The organism is Aeoliella sp., assembly GCF_965227375.1.
Classification (GTDB): domain Bacteria; phylum Planctomycetota; class Planctomycetia; order Pirellulales; family Lacipirellulaceae; genus Aeoliella.
Genome location: NZ_CBDDFX010000002.1, coordinates 3697112 through 3715841 on the forward strand (window position 1 = coordinate 3697112; position 18730 = coordinate 3715841).

12 protein-coding genes are annotated in these 18730 nt (G+C 57.9%); 2 read left to right on the forward strand and 10 right to left on the reverse strand.

Translation table 11 applies throughout. The features are described 5' to 3' along the window. Positions 1–43 precede the first annotated feature (43 nt). Both ACQK2L_RS27585 and ACQK2L_RS27590 read right to left on the reverse strand, forming a co-directional pair. Complete coding sequence (locus ACQK2L_RS27585) at positions 44–1666, reverse strand: LamG-like jellyroll fold domain-containing protein (protein WP_425400270.1); 1623 nt, start codon at positions 1664–1666, stop codon at positions 44–46. An 11-nt stretch (positions 1667–1677) separates the two neighbouring features. Next, entirely contained in the window at positions 1678–5364 is a 3687-nt protein-coding gene (locus ACQK2L_RS27590; protein WP_425400271.1) for a hypothetical protein, read from the reverse strand. A 147-nt stretch (positions 5365–5511) separates the two neighbouring features. On the opposite strand from ACQK2L_RS27590, the gene ACQK2L_RS27595 reads away from it, so the two are divergent. Further along, a complete protein-coding gene (locus ACQK2L_RS27595) occupies positions 5512–6723 on the forward strand; it encodes a DNA-binding transcriptional regulator (protein ID WP_425400272.1) in 1212 nt (403 codons plus the stop codon). Between the two features lie 16 nt (positions 6724–6739). On the opposite strand, the gene ACQK2L_RS27600 is transcribed toward ACQK2L_RS27595, so the two are convergent. From ACQK2L_RS27600 to ACQK2L_RS27635, 8 genes are all read right to left on the reverse strand, one after another. Continuing rightward, positions 6740–7501: an SDR family NAD(P)-dependent oxidoreductase gene (locus ACQK2L_RS27600; protein WP_425400273.1), complete on the reverse strand. Its 762-nt coding sequence runs from the start codon at positions 7499–7501 to the stop codon at positions 6740–6742. After that, positions 7488–9368 carry a sodium:solute symporter family transporter gene (locus ACQK2L_RS27605; RefSeq protein WP_425400274.1) on the reverse strand — a complete coding sequence of 627 codons (1881 nt, stop codon included), beginning with the start codon at positions 9366–9368 and terminating at the stop codon, positions 7488–7490. The genes ACQK2L_RS27600 and ACQK2L_RS27605 overlap by 14 nt, the downstream gene beginning before the upstream one ends. Positions 9369–9441: 73 nt before the next feature. After that, positions 9442–10683 (reverse strand): mandelate racemase/muconate lactonizing enzyme family protein, encoded by a 1242-nt coding sequence (locus tag ACQK2L_RS27610; protein ID WP_425400275.1) that lies wholly within the window; start codon positions 10681–10683, stop codon positions 9442–9444. Between the two features lie 68 nt (positions 10684–10751). Then, positions 10752–11846, reverse strand: a complete 1095-nt coding sequence (locus ACQK2L_RS27615; RefSeq protein ID WP_425400276.1) for an extracellular solute-binding protein — start codon at positions 11844–11846, stop codon at positions 10752–10754. A gap of 33 nt (positions 11847–11879) precedes the next feature. Then, entirely contained in the window at positions 11880–14231 is a 2352-nt protein-coding gene (locus ACQK2L_RS27620; protein WP_425400277.1) for a hypothetical protein, read from the reverse strand. 39 nt (positions 14232–14270) lie between these two features. Continuing rightward, a complete protein-coding gene (locus ACQK2L_RS27625) occupies positions 14271–14729 on the reverse strand; it encodes a hypothetical protein (protein ID WP_425400278.1) in 459 nt (152 codons plus the stop codon). A 48-nt stretch (positions 14730–14777) separates the two neighbouring features. Next, positions 14778–15752 carry a DUF1559 domain-containing protein gene (locus ACQK2L_RS27630; protein ID WP_425400279.1) on the reverse strand — a complete coding sequence of 325 codons (975 nt, stop codon included), beginning with the start codon at positions 15750–15752 and terminating at the stop codon, positions 14778–14780. 53 nt (positions 15753–15805) lie between these two features. Next, positions 15806–16504 carry a GntR family transcriptional regulator gene (locus ACQK2L_RS27635; RefSeq protein WP_425400280.1) on the reverse strand — a complete coding sequence of 233 codons (699 nt, stop codon included), beginning with the start codon at positions 16502–16504 and terminating at the stop codon, positions 15806–15808. Positions 16505–17367: 863 nt separating this feature from the next. Between ACQK2L_RS27635 and ACQK2L_RS27640 the strand changes: the two genes are divergently transcribed. After that, entirely contained in the window at positions 17368–18657 is a 1290-nt protein-coding gene (locus tag ACQK2L_RS27640) for a hypothetical protein (RefSeq protein ID WP_425400281.1), read from the forward strand. Positions 18658–18730 lie beyond the last annotated feature (73 nt).

An 18730-nucleotide genomic window follows, 5' to 3' on the forward strand; every position in this document is an offset into this window, starting at 1 on the left:
AGTGTTGCCGCTGGCTAGGTTGTTGAGTTGCTAGCCGATGAGGTCAATGTTCAACTGTCGGAAGCAACTCTCCCATCGCGTCGATATCCAGTTGGTTCACCTGGCCATCGAAGTTAACGTCTCCCGACTCCCCCAGAGGGACTCGTTTGTTCCTATTCTTCCGCACGATGGCGAGGTCCGCCACATCGACGCGACGATCGTTGTTGAAATCGCCGCGGCGATAAATCACCAGCGCGGCGTCGTCCTGTGCAAACTTGGCCGACCACGGTGCGGTGGCCTTGCCAGTTTCGAGCAAGCGGATGTTGTGGTCGATGGTGGGCAGCAGGTCGGGATCGAAGAACCCGGGCAGAACGTCGAACTGCCGTTTGTCGAGGCGCCATACGTCGTTATCGAACTGGAACGCAATGAGTCGCTTGTGCTGATAGTCGACGATCAGGTTGTAGTAGTGCCACTTGCCTAGCCCCTCGGCGTAGTCGACTTGGTAGTCGGGATCGAAGTCCCAGTGTTTCGCATCGCCATGGTACGTCACCCATCCGATGAGCAACGTTTGCTGCACTCCGTAGTGCGTCTCCCGCCCCGTCCACACTTGCTGATCCCAAAACAGCCGCACGTGATCGATACTCTCGAAACAGACCCACCCCCGCATCCCAATGATCGGATCGCCGTTCGTCGCAGCGATGGGCAGGTTGTAGTAGAGCGACGCCTCGTGATCGGTTCCAGCAGCGGCGTGGTCGTGTCGCAGCAAGTGACAATGGCGTCCCGAGTGAGCGAACTCTCTGGTGGGCTCGATGCTCACGGCGTTCGTCTCCTCAATGATCCGCCAGTGGTTGCGTTCGCCTCCCCGGCGGCTGAACCAATCGCCGAAGCCTGCGTAGTTCTCCAAGCTGTCTCCGAAGATGACTCGCGGTGGTCCGTAGTGATGGTGGAGGAGGAACTCGTCTGGCGGGACGACTCGGCTGGAAATGCGAACTTCGTCGAGCCACACTGTGGCGGATGAGCTTTCGCCGGACGCGCGGCCAAACCGCAGTGGCTCCGCATCGGTCTTAACCAAATCAGTGCAACTGCGCGTGCCGACCAACTTACCGTTCAGGCGAAGCCGAATCGTCGAGCTCTTGCTGTCAAACACCGCGGCGACGTGATACCATCGGCCAGGCACCGGGTTACATGGCTCGGATTGAACGACGTAGGCTCCGACCGAGAACTCAAAGCGATCCGATCGCCATGCCAAAGCGTAGCCAGATTGGGCATCTCCTTTCGATACCAACTGCCTTGCACCTACTGGGCTTTCGAAAGCAACCCAGCACTCGATGGTGAAGCCGCCTGACAGTTCGAGCGAAGGTTGATGAACCACCTCGACGAATCCAACACCCGACGCAAAGTGCAAACTACCATTGTAGCTGGCCGAGTTAGGGGAGTTGGTAGCATAGCGGGGCCAGCTATTGGGCTGCTGGAGCGGGGCACGCAGGCCATGGTTACCGCGGCCCGATTGGTCATAGACAGCCCAGTTCTCTTCTCCTGCGGGACCTTCCCCCTCGTCGAACAACCACCACCCGATGGTATCGGTAGCGGGCTCCGGGATGGCCGCTTGCGAGTCGGGTGCAGCGCGGGCAACCGATTGGCACAGCAACGCCATGCCTAGCACGAACCACCGTAACAACATGGGCATGGCGACCGCCATCATCGCCTCCCAATACAGGTGACAAGCTGTCGTCGATACGTCCCAAGTGCAACAAGAGCACCAATTGCCAGCAGGCCTGCAGTGTTTGCTTCAGGGACCGCTTGGGTCCCTTGCGACGGAGGGGAGGCTGTGCCGAAGTACTCGTGCTTGAATCGATCGAAGTCATAAATGTTCACCAGACCGTCGCCGGTCACATCACCGTCCTCGAATGGGGTAACTTCTTGCTGCCAATTGCTTAGCAGCGTGGCGTAGTCGTCCATGTCGACGACGTGGTTGCCATCGAAGTCGCCGATCAGATCAAACTGGTCAGCGTACTGATCGAGTTCCACTAGCGCTTCCAACAGCAGGGGCACGCCGTCCAGTTCTTCGTAGTAGGGCTTGTTGGGGTGCCCGCGGAAAAGCCCTTCGTAGTACAGGCTCGAAACCGCATCCTTCGCCAAGTCGCGGGCGGAGGAAAGATAGTGCCCTTCGCCCGTATGGTCGTACATGGTGATAAAAAAGTCGATGGTCCGACCGTAATGCTCGGCGTACGTGCCTAGCGGAGCCCACGACTCGCTGTATTCCCCATAGATCGATTGCAGCAGCGTTTCCTTGGTGGCCGCCGTTTCGCGAATGAGCTTGGCAAAGCGGTCGGCGTTCAGCCGCATTGTAGCATCGCCGGTCAGGGCAAAGGCCTTCGCGTAGGCTTGCGCCGCTTCGGCCGGAAACTCGCGATCGATGACGTTGGGCTGCCAAAAGTCAATGTGCCCCGTCGGAAATGCGATCAACCCTCCTTCGCGCGCGCTGGTATCGGGCGTACCATCGAGCGCCAGCGTGCCCCAGTAGGTTTCCGCCTGCGAATCATAGCCATACGTGGCGTAGGCTTCGAGATACGCAACGGCCTGATCGCGAAACGTCGTGTCGCCGGTATGCTCGTAAGCCTCGAGCAACCCCAAGCTCAACAGGTGCATCGTCGTAAACGCTACGAATTCGTCCTCGCGGTTCAATCCTTGGTTGGGGATGTGAGCCACCAGGTTGGTTGTAGGGTCGCGGCGACTCCATGGGTAGTTCGCCAGGCGTCTGGAGCGTTCGAGCCAAGTGTCGATCGTGTGATCGGATTCGCCTGGGATGCTCCCCGGCACTTTGGTGCTCAAGAAGGCGGTTGCCTCAATAAACGAGGCGCTCGTCATGATGAAGCTGACACCGGTGCCGCCGTGATCGTGACGATTGATCTGCCCCGTGTTCTTATTCACGACGTGACGGTTCCATATCTGCTCGATCTCGGTCTGAACCGCCGATGGATTCTGCGCCCACATACGTTCCCATTCGGGCTGGTTCACAAAGTGCATCTCGTGGTTGTCGCCGTCGCTCTTGAATTCATCGGTCACCACGTCGTACCAGCGATGCCACCCCCATTGGAACATGCCATTACCATCCACCAGGTTATTCAAGGCGTAGTTGATGTTCGAATTGGCAAAACTAGCGTAGGTCCCATCGCCTGTGATATCGGACACGCGGTACAAGGTTCGCAACAGAGGCTGCGACTGCAAGAAATTGGCCCCTTGCGGACTGCGACGCTCGAAACGGGTGTCCGCCCGCCAGTAGGTGTCGCCGTAGTCGGGGATGGTGGTCTCCTTGGTTCGCACATCGAGGATCGTGACGAGCAAATCGGACTGCTCCGATCCATAGCGATCCGTGCCATAGATCATCAGGTTGTCGAGTACTTCGGTGGACCAACTCAAGTAGGAGCGGTTTTCGACATCCCCACGCGAAACACCGCTATCGAGAACCTGCGCCGTGCCTGTTCGGCTGATGCATAACAGGCCGATGAGCAGCAAGCAGAACACAACCGCGCCTCGCGAGACTGAGTGCTTAAAACGTTGCGCGAAGATTGCCAGACCGCAAAGCCCCAACAGCAAGATGATAGCGGGGGGCTCTGGGACACCTGTTGCAGCAAGTTCGCTTGAATCGCCCTCGAAGTACTCGTGCTTGAAGCGTTCGAAGTCCAACAGATCGACAAACCCATCGCCGGAAACATCACCATCCTCGTAGGGAGCTACTTGCTTGCGCCAGTTGCCCAAGAGTGTTTGAAAATCGGTCATGTCCACGTCGTTGTCTCCGTCGAAGTCGCCGAACTTGGTGAAACTTGCTGAGTAGCCATCGAGCTGAATGAGTGAATCAACCAGCACGCCAACTCCATCGACCGCCTCAAAGTACGGTTTGTTGGGATGGCCACGAAACAGGCCTTCGTACCACAAACTCGAAATGGCCTCCTTCGCCAAGTCACGTGCCGAAAACAAGTAATGCTCCTCACCCGTCTCGTCGTGTAGAGTTACGAAGAACTCGACAAGGTGGCCGTAGTGCTCCGCGTAAGTACCGTGAGGCGCCCACTCCTCGCCGTAAGTTCCGTACCAGGTGTCGAGTAGCGTTTCAGTGGCGGGCAGATTCTTGCGCACCAGCGTAGCCCACTTCTCGGCGGTATCGAGCAAGTCTGCATCGCCAAGCTGGGCGAAGGCCAACGCGTACGTTTTGGCGGCGTCGGGATTGTACTGAGCCGTGATGAACTCGGGCGCCCACAGGTCGACAAGCCCCCGTGGTTCATAGCGTGCGTAGCCGCTTTGAGCCCAGGGCCCAGGAACAGGCGTGCCGTCGAGTTCCAGCGACGCCCAGAAACTGCCGCTCGCCGGATCGTACGCGTATTGGGCCCAACTCTCCAGGTAAGTTAACGCCTGATCGCGAAACAGGGTGTCGCCAGTGAACTCGTACGCCCGCAACAACGCGGGCACGTACACGGCGGGCGTTGTAGTAGCGCTACGCAGCCCGTCCCAGCGCTCGTTTTCGTTGGGCGTGTGAGCCAAAAGGTTGGTAGTGGGGTGCCGGTCGTTCCAGTTATAATTGGCCAGCAGCTTGGCGCGGTCGAGCCACTGCAGTTGCGTTGTTCCCGTGGTCTTGCTGCTGAGGAAGGCAAACGCATCGATAAACGACGCGGACGAAGTAATGAACGAAAGTCCGCCGGGAAAGTCATGCCGATTGATATGTCCCGTACCCTTGTCGACCACATGCCGGTCCCAGATGGTCTCGATCTCGGTTTGAACAGCGGCCGCATTGCGGTTCCACATGTCGTCCCACAAGGGGATGTCGACAAAGTGCATCTCGTGGTTGTCGCCGTCGCTGACGAATGAGTCGGTATGCACATCGTAGTGGCGATGGTAGCCCCACCAGAACAGCCCATTGCTATCGACCAGATTGCCGAGCGCCCAATCGAAGTTGCTATCCACGAAGTTCGAGTAGCTGTTATCGCCGGTAGCAAGTGACGCCGACTTCATCGCGGAGTAGATCGACTGATTGTGCAAGAAGTTCGCACCGCCGGGTGCGCGGCGCTGCCGCCGATCGGTGCGCCAGGCCTCGTCGGCAGCGGCCAATCCGCCTGCGAGGGGGTTGTTCTTGGTAGTCACATCGAGATTCGACACCAGAAGATCACTCTGCACACTGCCGTAGCGATCGGTCCCGTACTGCATCATCGTATCCAGCGATTCAGTGGCGTAGCTCAGGTAGCTTCGCGTCTCGACCTGACGTCGCGAAATGCCACTGTCGAGCGGCTCGGCAGAGGCGTCGGCGCAGCAGACAATTACCGCCAGGCACGCCATCGATGCGTGCCCACTACAGAGCTTTCGTCGTCGCAGTATCCGCCGGTGAAGAATGTTCATCTTAGGTAGGCCCCCTCCATCTGTTCCGGTACACAAGCACTCAGCGCTCGCAAATCAACAAAAAACGCCTCCGCCAGCATGCAAAATACTATTGGTTGGTGTAAGATTTTCAATAGTCGTTCCATGTCCCGCGCCACGAGAATCTGTATGGGTCGTTCCGCCTCGGAGTTTCGCGTTGCCATCGTGCCGGACTTTTCCGAGCGGTACGACCGATCGGTACTCGATGGCGTAAGTCGCTACGTGCATGAGACGAACCGTTGGCAAGTCTACGTGCCGCCCGATCCGACCCATCGCGCGTCGATGCTCGCCAAGTGGTCGGGAGCCGGCATCATTGCCAACTTCGACGATCCCGATGTAATGGAAGTCGTGCGTAAGAAACGCGTTCCCGCAGTAGGCTTTGGGGGAGGTGAGGGGCATCGCTCGCGGAGAGTTCGCTACATCGCCACTGACGACGCTCGGATTGGCCAGTTGGGCGCGGAGCACTTGATGGAGTGCGGGCTGACGAACTTCGGCTACTGTGCCATGTCGCTCGCGCGGCGGAACCAGCCCTGGAGCGAAGACCGAGGCAATGCCTTTCGGACGGCAGTCGAAAGCGCGGGCTACGCATGCACGACGTTTCGGGTGACGGAAGTGATGTCGAGCAACTGGAACCTGCTGCTCGAAGCGCTGTGCCGATGGCTGGAAGGATGCAGCTTGCCCATCGGAATCATGGCGGCGTACGATCGGCAGGCGCTGTACGTTTTGGAAGCATGCCGCGAACTGGGACTGCGTGTACCTGACGCGGTCGCCGTACTGGGCGTGGACAACGACGTGGAAGCCTGTGAACTCGGCATTCCGCCGTTGAGCAGCATCGAGCAAGGAGGTTCGCAACTGGGCTACAGAGCGGCCGAGATGCTCGACCGAATGATGCGTGGCCAGAAAGTCGAGTCGGCTAGAAGCGTTCGCATCGAACCCGTGGGGGTGGTTCAACGCCAATCGACTGATGTGCTGGCCCTCGACGACCCGGTTGTCGTGGCCGCGCTGCGGGATATTCGAGATCGGGCGTGCCAAGGAATTACGGTAAGGGATGTCGTACGCAAACTCTCGATGTCTCGCGTGGCGATTGAAAACCGCTTTAAAGCGGCCCTCGGCCACACGATGCATGAAGAGATCAAACGATTGCAGATGCAACGAGTGAAGAAAATGCTTCGCGAAACCGATCTGCCAATTCGAGAAATCGCTAGCCAAGCAGGATTTGAGTACCCGCAGTACTTGTCGAATCTTTTTCAACGCAAGTTCAAGCAGACCCCCGGCGAGTACCGGCAGCAGATGCAGGGCACGCAACACACCAAAACTGCGGCGAAGGGTGACCATCGATGAACCGGCGATTGTGCCGTCAAAAGGTAATGGTAAGACCGCCATCCACCACGAGTGTTTGGCCGGTGATGTAAGTACACTGATCGCCACACAGAAACACGATGGCGTTAGCGATCTCTTCGCTGGTGCCGGGGCGCGCCAGGGGAATCTTCCGTTGGCGAACGTACCATTCCTGGAAGAACTCGCTCTCCGTCTCGTCCACTCCGTCGATCACACTCATCTCCGTGCGCGTGCAGCCGGGCGCGACGACGTTCACCAAAATCCCGTGCTCGGCCAAGTCGACCGCCAACGCTCGGCTCCAGGCATTGATCGCCCCTTTGCTGGCAGCGTAGGCGCCCACCACCGACTCGGCCGCGATCGCCTGCGTGCTCGAGACATTCACGATGCGGCCGTAGTTCTGATCGCACATGAGGGGCACCACCAACTTGGCGAGTGCGAACATCGCTTCGACGTTCACCGCCTGAGTTTCGCGCCACTGTTCGAGCGAAGTCTCATGATGCCTGGTGTAGTAGCTGAAGCCGGCGTTGTTCACCAGAATGTCGATCCGCCCACACTGCTTGACTGCCTGCTCGACTTGCTGCTCCAGTGCATCGTGATCGCTCACGTCGCACACCGCGGGATGAATGTTTGGGTACTGCTGTTGCAGCTCGTCGAGTCGCTCGGCGCGGCGGGCCATGGCGAACACCGTAGCGCCGTCGCGGGCCAAACGCTCGGCCGTGGCGCGGCCAATGCCGGAGCTGGCGCCAGTGACTATGGCTACTCGTTGGTCAAACGGTTTCATACGCCTGCTTTCTCATGGAAACTTCTTTACTGGTGGCCGGGCGCTCGGCAACCTCGCCAGGCAGCTTGAGATACCAAGTGAAATAGAGCGCAACACTACAAATCAGTACCACACCGCCCGCCAGCGCGAATTCGCGCCATTGATGTGTGACCGCGTAGGTAGACATCAGGTAGAGAGCTTGTAGCCCGATGGCCGTAATTACTGTGGAGAGGATATCCCAGCCAAAATGCGATCCTTCGCTCGAGAACTCGTTGCCGGCTTCAGACTGCTGTTCGATCGACTTCTTCACAGGGCCCCAAAATCCAAATGGCTCGACACGGCGGTAGAACTCCTCGAGCACCGCTTGGTCCGTGGGTGGAGTGGCCAAAGCAGTTAGCACGCTCGACAGGAAGCTAATCGCCAGCAACACGGGGAACGAAACGTAAGGCGGCGCGTCGGGGAACAACAACACGCTCGCGATCGCCGCCAATACACCCAGCAAGGTGCCGATGGCGAATCCCATGCCGTTGAACCGCCACCAGAACCAGCGAAGCACGTTCGGCACCAGCACGCCGGTGCCGAGCACCATCATGATCCACTCGAAGATGGCGTTAATGTCCGGCGCCGACATGCCGATCAGGATTCCACCAATCACCACTAGCAAACTGCAAACCCAACTGGCGCGAACCAAGCCGACTTGGGTAGACGCGGGGCGCAGAAACTTGGCATACAAGTCGTAAGTCAGATACGAAGCCCCCGAGTTGACTGTCGCTGAAAACGTCGACATGAAAGCGGATAGTAACCCCGCGAGCACCAGCCCCTTGATGCCGGTGGGCAGCATCGTGCCTACGACCAACGGGTAAAGTTGCTCGGGGTTACTGATGTTGCCACCCCACTTCACCAGTCCGATCGTTCCCACCGCGGCCGCCACCATGAACATGGGCACCAGGCCGACGCCCCAGATCATGCCCGCCAGGCTGGCTTCGCGTGGTGAGCGTGCGGCGAGAAATCGCTGCAGGTCATACAGTTGCTGCGGGCCGCCGACGCCCAGAGCTGCGCCTTTGACCACCCAGGTCAAGGCCACCGGCAACAGCAACACCCATGACTGGGTAAGGCCCCACTCGCCGAGGCGGGGATTCTCCATAGCGGGGGCGAAGTGAAACCACTCCGCCGGCACCGCTTCGGCGATTTGCTCGTAGGATCCTAGTTCAATGGCTTTGACGATGAGGACCGCTGATCCGAACAGCACGATGAAGAACTGAATGAATCCGGTGAACCCGACACCGATCAATCCAGCGGCGACCGTGTAGATGGTTGTGATGCCCATCAAGCTAATCGCCAGGATGTGTGGCCAGTTCTCTGCGGCCCAACCTGTCTTCCAACTCGCAGGGCGAGGGATGAACACACTCAGAAACGAGCCGCAACCGTACTCAGCAAACCCGATGAACGCGACCGCGATCACTACGGCCATCACCGCATAGGAAGCACGGGCGATTTCGCCTTGGCTGCCTTTGCCAAAGCGGAACTCCATCCACTCGGCGCCGGTCAGCACTCCGCTACGACGAAGCCACTTGCCCATGAAAGTGGCAAAGCACGCCAGCATGGCGATGTAGCCCCACATGAACTGCGGCCAGAAGAACTGCTGGCCCATGACATAGAAGATGCCAATGGTCCACATCACGCCGGCAACGTCGAAATAGCACGCCGTGCCAGAGAGGCCCAACAGCCACCACGGCATCTTGCGGCCGCCGAGAAAGTAGTCGTCGATACTCTTGTTGGCCAACCGGGAGAGCAACGCCCCAACTGCGATGATAGCCACAAGATAAGCGCCAACGACCCAGAGGTCGAGTTGCGAGACGCTAATCCCATCGGTGTCTAACTCTTGCATCCAATTCCCAACTGGTCAAAGCGGGATAGCTTGTCACTCCCATGCTTTCATGGGCCGGAGATCCATTCGCATTCTACTGCTCTGTAGGCACTTCCTGCTGCGGATTGAAGTGCGGCATGCGGACCTGGGTCTCGGTGCGCTTCGGCTGGTAACTGTACTCTCGCACCGCGTCCATGTTCAACTCGATTCCCAAGCCGGGCTTCTGCGGAAGCGGTATGCGGCCATCCACCAGCTGCAATTCCTCAGCAACCAACTCCTTGCGAAGCGCCGACTCGCAAATGTGCGCGGGGATGAACTCGATGAACGGGCAACACGCGGTTGCCGCGGCGAAGTGGGCGCTGGCGGCGATGCCGATGCCGCTTTTCCAGCAGTGTGGCACAATCGTCAGGCCCCGTTCTTCGGCGATCTTGCCGACCTTCATGATCTCGCAAAATCCACCCACACGACCAACATCGGGTTGCAGCACGTCGAGTTTCCCGCGATCCGCCAGATCGAGGAACTCCCAGTGGGTGTTCTGCCATTCGCCGGCGGCGATTGGCACAGGCGACTCTTCCGACAACCTGCGGTAGCCGTCCAGGTCGTCGATGTCGATCGGGGTCTCGAGGAAAAGTAAGTTGAAGGGTTCGAGTTGCTTCAGGTACGGCAACGCCTCATCGGCGTCTTTCCAGCAGTACGCCACGTCAACCATCATCGTGAAGTCGGGCCCCACCACCTCTCGGCATTCTGCCACCAGTTCGATAATCGCCTCACTAGGTTCCTGCAGTCCGCGGTGGGTGTAAGGTCCGTTGATACAGACTTCCATCTTGCCGGCGTGGAAGCCAAACTCCTTGGCCTTTCTGGCCGAATCGAGCAAGCCGCGACGGTAGTATTCCAAATCGCCGCCACCTTCGGGGATCAGGCTGGCGTAAGGCGTGATGAAGTCCTTCACGGCTCCACCTAGCAGGCTGTGAACCGGTTTGTTCTCCCACTTGCCTCGAATGTCCCACAGCGCCATGTCGATCGCGCCCATCGCGCAGATCACTGCACCGCGGCGCCCCGTCATCTTCGAACCACTGTAGAGCTTCTGCCAAATGCGTTCGGGTTCTAATGGGTTCTCGCCGATCAGCATCTCCTCTAACCCCAGGCCCATACAATGGGTGCCAGGGGCGCGGATGCACTCTCGCGCTACCCACGGATTGGTGTCCGTTTCGCCAATGCCTATCACGCCTTCGTCGGTGTGGATTACAACAACGAAGTCATCCTGAGCGGAACTGCAAGCTCCCTCGTCATAGTCGGGAATGACCAGCACATACGTATCGATACGAGTGATTTTCAATGCAAAGCTCCAGGGATACCAGAATCGCAGACGTTGGTGTCAATCAGTGAAGAATGGGCTTGCGCCCTCTAAGTCATGCAAGGAATGGCGTTTTGTAAACGTTTGAGGGAGGGTTGCCGGCGGTCCGACGGATTTCCATCGGCTAGCCAGCTGTGAATCTCGCTGCCCACCGCAGACTGAATGTCGTTGAAACCAGGACAGCGCGGGCGTAATTGGGCCGTTCCCATCGCCAGTCGAGTGTCGCGGTAGAACGGGTTGGTGGTTGCCAACGCGTTCCAAGCCGCGCGATGCGCCGGTTGGCCTCCGCTAGTAGGCCATAAGCTCGATTGCACTTCGCTGCTACCGCAGAATCGGCAAAAGTCTTTGGCCACATCGGCATGGCGGGAGACGGCCGATACCGCCATTCCCGCTCCGCCCAGAATGCCGCGGCCCCGACCGTGAGCGTTCTTGGCCGGCAAATCGTGGAAGCGGATACCACAAGATTGAAAGTGGGCGTAGCCAAACGTGATCGGCACATAGTCGCACTTGCCGTCCGCGAGCGCCTGCAGTGCTTCGATCGGATTCCACTCGAGCGACTCCGCCAGGCAGATGCTCTTGAGCCAGCGAAGCTGATTGAGCGCGGCGGAGACCTCGTCCTGGGTGAAGGCTACAAAGTTAGCCATGTCGGCTGGCCGCTCCGATGCGATCAAAGCGAGTAGCGCCATCAGGCTGTGCACGCCAGCCAATGGGGTGGCCACTCGGGCGCCTTCCTGAACCAATTGCTCCACACCATTCCAACTTCGCGGCGCCGCCTTGATCCGGTCGGGGTGGTAAGCGGCCACGTGGCAACCGGCGTCGACCGGCACGGCAAAGAATCGATCTCCGTAGCGGTAGCTCTCGCGAGTCAACCCGACGTAGTCGTGCGACAAATCGTCGATAGGACACAGCAAGTCCAGCTCGGCTGCATCGGCCATGTGTGGATGGTCGGCAACGATCAAATCGAACTGACCAAACACTTCGACCAGCGGGCGGCTTTCGAAACCGCCCAGTGGTTGGATCGTCCACGAGATATCGACCGCCGGCCCGGTAGTCGCAGCGTTGTACGCCGACTCCACGGCCTTTAGCGGACCGTATCCTCGCGGATCGTCCCAGGTCAGCCCTTTGAGTTCAACACGCTCTATCATCCGAATCGCCCACCATCGCCCGCTGGTTACCATCTACGAAACGCGTGATTTGCTGCGCCGGCAAGCGCAGAACACCAAGCACAATCCACCGAGCACCAAGCACGATGGTTCAGGCACCTGAGCGGCGCCCACGCCGTTGAGTGCAGAACCAGCGGAGGCACCGAAGTTTTGTTTCCACAAGTCGTAGTCCGTCGCGTCTACGACATCGCCATTTCCGTTTCCGGAGAGCAGATCGCCCTCGGGAGCTCCCAGGTTGTTCCGCCACACGGTGTAGTCGGCAAGGCTCACGGTGCCGTCGCCGTTGAAGTCGCCCAACAGTCCCGCGTCGACGTACACTACATCCCCGATAAAGGTACCTCCTTCGGCCAACGTGTAGGCAAAGAGGAGTTCGGCATCTTCGTCTGCGCCGGGAGTATAGGTCTGGCCGAGGTAGATGCTGTCCCCTTCCTCGATGGGATGCGAGGAATCGATGCTCAGTTCACTCACCGACGTGTTAACAACCACGTCATCCACTTCTTCCAGCACAATCTGGAAATCGCTAATACCTTCTCCCGTGAAGCCGCTGAACGTCGTCGGCGAGAGGGCCTCAGCAGGAGAGTAGATGGTGTAACCGTCGACATCGAAGATGGTATTCACGCGCTCGTCGACGCCAGGATTCTTGATCCATGCGTTGCCGGTTGTTCGATCGACTTCGAGCGTGAGTTCCACTACTTCTGGAGGCAACTCGTTGATGAAGAGCCTCGCTGGGAAGCTGTTGGCAGCGTCGCCCCAACTGTGAGCGTACTGGATGCCTTCCCCTTCTTCAGCGGCTTGCATCACGATCGACAGCTTCTGATTGGCAACCGAAGTCCCATTGGCAACGGATTCGAGCAGATCGTTGTCGTTCGAACTCGCCAGGCTATCGAAGTAGACTTCCACCTCGGTCGGCTCCTCTAAGTCGTAACTCCCAAGGGTTTCGAGGGCCGTCTCCGTTCCGGCGTACTCGCTTTGATAGATGTTCCAGGTGAGTGAACTGAGCGCCGTTCCGCTCGAAGTATTAATGATCGAAGACGATTGCTTGATGGCCGCCGACTCATCCAGCGAGTTGGTATCGCCGCCCCAAAGTTGCAGATAGGCGGAGGTGATCTCCACTCCACTCAAACTGCTGAGGTCGAATTCCACCAGACCGTACCGAGTCGACTCGGGTGGAGTTTCGAACGCGTTCGAAACCTGCGAGTTGAAGACGGACATCAAATCGTTCTCATAAATAGTATCGGGGGCTCGCTCTCTGATCCAAACGTCCGCCACAGGTTCCAAGACTACCGCACTGGCGGGCACTGACAGCGTGAGAGACAAGCAGACAGCGGCAAGTACGATAGATGCTTTCATGGCGGAACCGGGTGAGCTGCGGGTGAATCGATGGTGAGCAGAGAGTCCGCACCAGCAGTGCTTGGCAAGTTGCGATGCACGGCGTCGAACGGAAAGCAAGAGAACGGGCACGGCCATCAAGGCCACCGCGACGTTCGTGGGTTCGGGAACCGCAGTCCCCTGCCCCAGCGACAAACTCATGCCGGGGTTGTGCGTCAAATAGATTTCTTTAAACAGCTTGAAGTCGAGCAGGTTGATCGTCAGGTCGCCGTTCATATCAAATGCTGTCCCCGCAGGAACATCCTTTAGCCAGTTATCGGGGTCGATCAGCACATCGAAGTCGGCGGTTGTCACCATGTTGTCTCCGGTGAAGTCGCCCGGAACATTTGGGGCTTCGTTGATTACAAGACGCGCGGGGGTTCCGTTGTTGTATTCGATGTCGCCCCAGTCTCTTTCACCGGTCGTGGCCTCGAGAATCATCGCCACCATGTTCGAGTTGTTGTCCCTGGTGGTTTCCAGCAGCGCGATGTCGCCCGAGGTCGCCAGGTCGCTTGGCTCGTAGCCATTGGTCAGGTCGCCGGCGGCGATGTTGTACGCTCCCAAAGAAGCGAATGCCGACTCGTTCGCGCCCTGATCAAACATCGCGTACTCGTCCCACGTATAGGCTTCGATGTTGAAGAGGGCGGGCAAGACATTTAGAACTTTTACGTTTTGCACAAGCGGCATGGTCTCCGACCGCCCATTCGGGCCCTCGTCGCGATCGTAGAGCTCCAGAAAAGCGCTGTCGATCGTCACCCCCACGGTTGAAGAGAGATCGAACAGAAGCACACCTTTCCGCAGGTCGTTCGTTCCATCCCATACCGATACCAAGTCGTTCGAGTACGCAGTGGTGGGTGCCGATTGTCGAATCCAGGTATCCCCCACCGCATCGATCACGAGTGCTCGCGAGTTCGGTGCGATCGCGACAAGTAGACACAGCAACGCCCCTTGCAGGAGATTCTGAAAACGTGCTCTCTTAAGTCGAAGCATGGCATTCATGGATGTCGCCTTGTTTACGTGGGTCATTGATAAGAAGAGTCACTCCGTTTCGATGGTTCCGGTGCCATCGGACGAAATCTTGATTCGAAAGAAGTTGCGCTGGCCGGCAGACACTTCGCACTCCAACCCAGACAGATGGTGGTCGGAGAAAGCCTCAGGGATCACGCGACGAATGCCTTGATATTTGTCTTCGACACTACCCCCTGCATCCACGGTCGCGCTAACGGTCACCGCGGCGGGACCGACGATCGCCCCATCGGCGGAATCAAAAGTCCCCAATCGAAATGAACCGTCATTGGGGTCGATGGTCCCTTTCGCAAGCCGCCCCCCGGTGGGAGTGAAGATGACCGCTCCGTGATCGAATCCTGTGAGAGGCTTGCCGTCGTATTCCACCACACCACTCACCGCACTGGTGGCCGGTAAGTTGCTGCCACACGATACACAGGTGGCCACCAGTGCGAGAGTGAATGCAATGCGTAAGATACCTGCAGGCGTCATCGGGTTGTTCCCGTATTGGACAGTGAATCGGATTCCAAGCTGGGCGGATCAGAACAGTGGCTCTGTAAAGACCTCTTCCTGATCACGGCTGGCAGCGGAAACTAGCAGTTGGAGTGAAATGTCTTCTTGCACAAAGTGCACGCTGCCATCGGCCATCAGGAAGTGGGCTCCACGCCCCGCATGCTCGCTGCCAAAGCTGGTGTCGTTGATGTCGAGGGTAACCAGGTCTTGATCGAATCGATAAGAGTTCAGTGGATAGCGAACATTCTTGGAAGTCATGGCGTTCTGCCAGGCTGGGCTCAGGCCTCCGGGCCAGGCTTCGTACTCGCCGATGTCCCAGGCCATCTCGCCCATCAGAAACGTGTTGCTGAGTCCATCGGTAATACGCTTGGCGGCAACGCCTTTCTCGCCGGTATCGACGCGGATCATGATGCCATTAGATGCAAAGCCACCGTGGGCCGTGTCGGAAGACTCCATGGAGTATCGATCGCGGACCGCAGGATTGATCGGTAGCACGAACCCTTTGGCGCCCATCACGCCCATGTATTCGGTCGGGTGTTCAAGAGTCTGCTCCGCCGCGATCCAACTGCCATCCTCGTAGTAGTACGAGGTCTCATGCTTCTCTTTGCTTGGGCACTGAAAACCGGGGATAAGCGTTTGCCGCAAGTATGTATGCTCGTTCATCTCCCAGCTTTTGGTCCAGGTGATCCGGTCGTAGAGCGGTTGCTGTTCCAGGTAAGGCAGCAGTATCACATGCGGACTGAATCGGGGGTCGTTGAAGTTCCCAGAACCCGCAGCCACATCCCTAGTGGAACCCGGAGGAAAGGCCCCGTAGGTGCTGTGGTAGTTTTGCATTCCCAGGCCGAGCTGCTTCAGGTTGTTGGTGCACTGCATGCGGCGTGCCGCCTCGCGTGCCGCCTGAACTGCGGGTAGCAACAGCGCGACAAGGATTCCGATGATGGCGATCACTACCAGCAATTCGACCAACGTGAACGCATTTCGCTCAGTCTTGGCGCATCTCATGACAGTTCATCCGTGTCGGTTTTTGGGAAAAGGGTGAGTCGACCAAGCCGCTACTAGCTCTTCTTGCGTCGAGTTCGGCCTTTCGACTTCTTCGATATCAGCAGATCCTCAAACATAGCGCTCGCATCGGTGTCGCCGATTCGTTGGGCAAAGTACGAGGCCGACTCTTCTACATCGCCACCGCGGAACGTTTCAACAATCGCGGCGTGTTCGCGATAGACGTCCATCAGATCGTCGTAAGCGCGATGCGACTGCTGGAAGTGCATTCGCACTTGCCCCACGAGCGTGGTCCAGATCTTCAGTAGCGAAGGTTCATCCGCCATTTCGATAATCGAGCGGTGAAAAGCAATGTCCTGTTCGGCCACGCCGGCATAGTCGTTTGCTTCACAGGCCTCGCGCATCTTTTGCAGAATGGCATCGAACCGCGCGAACTGCTCGTCACTCAAGCGGCTGAAGCTCAGCTTGAGTGCGTAGACTTCAATGATTCGCCGTATCGGAATGAGGAACTCCCGAATGCTATCCGGCGCCTGCTTGGCCACGCGTGCACCCCGGTTGGGCGTGGTTGTGACCAGCCCCTCTTCAGCCAGTTGAATCAGTGCTTCGCGAACCGGCGTACGGCTGACGTTGTAGCGTGCTACGACTTCGTCTTGGCGAATGGGTTGCCCCTCGGCGTAGTAGCCGGAGAGGACATCGGACCGCAAACGGTCGACCAATTGATGGCGTAGACCACGAACCACAGAGTCGGAAGACATTCGGTCTCTCCTGGGGAGTAGATCGGGATAAGCAGGGCCTCCTCCCGCCACATCGTGGCGTTTGGAGCACCCATCGCCGGGCACCAAATTGGATACAATGCCCAACTGATTGGATACAATATACATATCCACTCCGCCCGTCAAGCAATTCCAAACCTTTTTCTCAACTTTGTTTTTCGCTACCGATTGCCTGCGGAGCGACGCACTCCCTAACGACCCCTGGCAATGCTTTTTGCTACTAGTCGACTCGACTCGCAAGTTGACCAACCAAAAGACGAAGCTTGCGAATGAACTCAACTCGTTAGTGCCATCTCACGTGGTATGGTGGTGACAAGGACGCTTGCTTCCAACTCGTTCTTGAATGGGAAGCGCGCTTAAACCGCAGCATCGCAAATTCCAATCGCATAGCACCCGGCGACGTTGGTTTCAGCGTGCAACTACAGGTGCGCGATCTCGTGACGAGTAGGATTGCTGGAAGAGTCTTTGCTACGACCTAATCGATGATGAGGAACAACCATTCGCGAATTGCTTCGCTTGTGTGTCTCTGCTCGGCTCGGTGTATTCATACAAAGAACTCTTGCGCGTTCTCTCTGCCAACCTAACCGCTTTGTTCAGACGCGAAAGCAAGGAATCGGGGTGATATAAAAATTCATACAAACTTTGTGAAATATATTATTCCCAACATCCGTTGAGTTGGTCATACTGCCGAGCAGCAAGTGGATATTGTATCCAAACCGAAGGGCTGTGTTCCCTTCGCCTAACTCCTCCTCTTCAAAACACGACTGCTCGAACGACACGTCCACTTGCCACAGAGAAATTGGCGGAATTTCTAACCGTGTGTCTACTTATCTGAGAGAAGCCTGATGAAAAGACTACCGCGACTCTTCTGGCTAATGTGCACCATGGCAACCATCTCATGTTCGCCACATGCCATGGCGATCTATGTCGACCTCGTCCCGTCCGGTGATCAGTGGATATGGGACAACACGCCAGATACTCCCCGCACGAGCGACGCCGTGAGCGTGTGGGGGATCACTCCTGGCAACATCCGCGCGGGGCTTATCCAGTTCGACGTGCTCGGAGCAGGCGGGTACACGGGTGCCGACTTACTGAGCGCCGAGCTACGTTTGAACCTTCGCTCGTCGGAGGATCAAGTCTTGCAGACAACCAACATCGTTGACCTTAGTAGCGGGACTCAGGCAATCGACGCGGTGACATGGAACGGATACCAGGCCGAACACGTCGGCAACGAGTTGGAAGCCAACACTTCACTGGGATTTCACGACGATATGGTCGGCGCCTCTGGTGGGGCAGTCTACTCCTCGTTTGCAGACGCTTCGGAACTCGGCCTCATCGCCAACATGATCGATGGTAGCGTGGCCGATGGACTGCTAACGCTGTCGATGTTTGCTTCCGATGCCACGAACCACGACTGGACCGATGGTCCCGGCCAGCTGGACAACGCACCATCGATTTTACGCCTGGAGTTTCCGGGCGAGACTCCGCCTTGCTATGTGTGCGACGTTGACTTGTCCAAGGCACGCTGGGTGCGGACAGCTTCGGCTCATCCAGGCGATGGCCTGCTGGTTACCAATAACCCGGCGATTGTCGCCGACGCTCCAGCAGTGGGCCTCATGGAATGGGACCTTTCAGAAATCACCGACGACCCCGCGAAGCTCATTTCGGCGGAGTTGACTTTCACGGTGGTGGATGAGTCGCGCACCATGAATCCAGGTCAGATCGCGGGTCTGATCGATACTAGCGGAGGGCCAACCATCGACGAAATCGATAGTTCCGTGGAGTACGCCACCGAGTATCAAGGTACCGAGTTGATACTCGAAGGCCTGGGCGTGGTGCCGGATACCACTGGACCGCTAGCTGGCGGAGAGACCTTCACCACGCTGGCGACGGAGGCCGACCTGGAGTTGATCCGCAACATCATGAACGGCACCGACCTGATGACCATGACCTTGGCGGGATCCGATCTACTGAGTCCCGACGGCGTAACCGGACAGTACTGGGGTGACGGAGTCTTCGGAGCCGCTCCCACGCTAACACTTACTTTCATCCCAGAACCGAGTTCGGTGGTCATATTGTCGTTGGTAGTCGCCAGCGGCGTGATTCTCCGTTTTCGTAACTGGCGACTGCAATAGAATAGACAGTACACTTGGAACGAGTGCACTACGGTGCGCTCGTTCCATTCGTTTTTGCTCATAGGGAATTGCC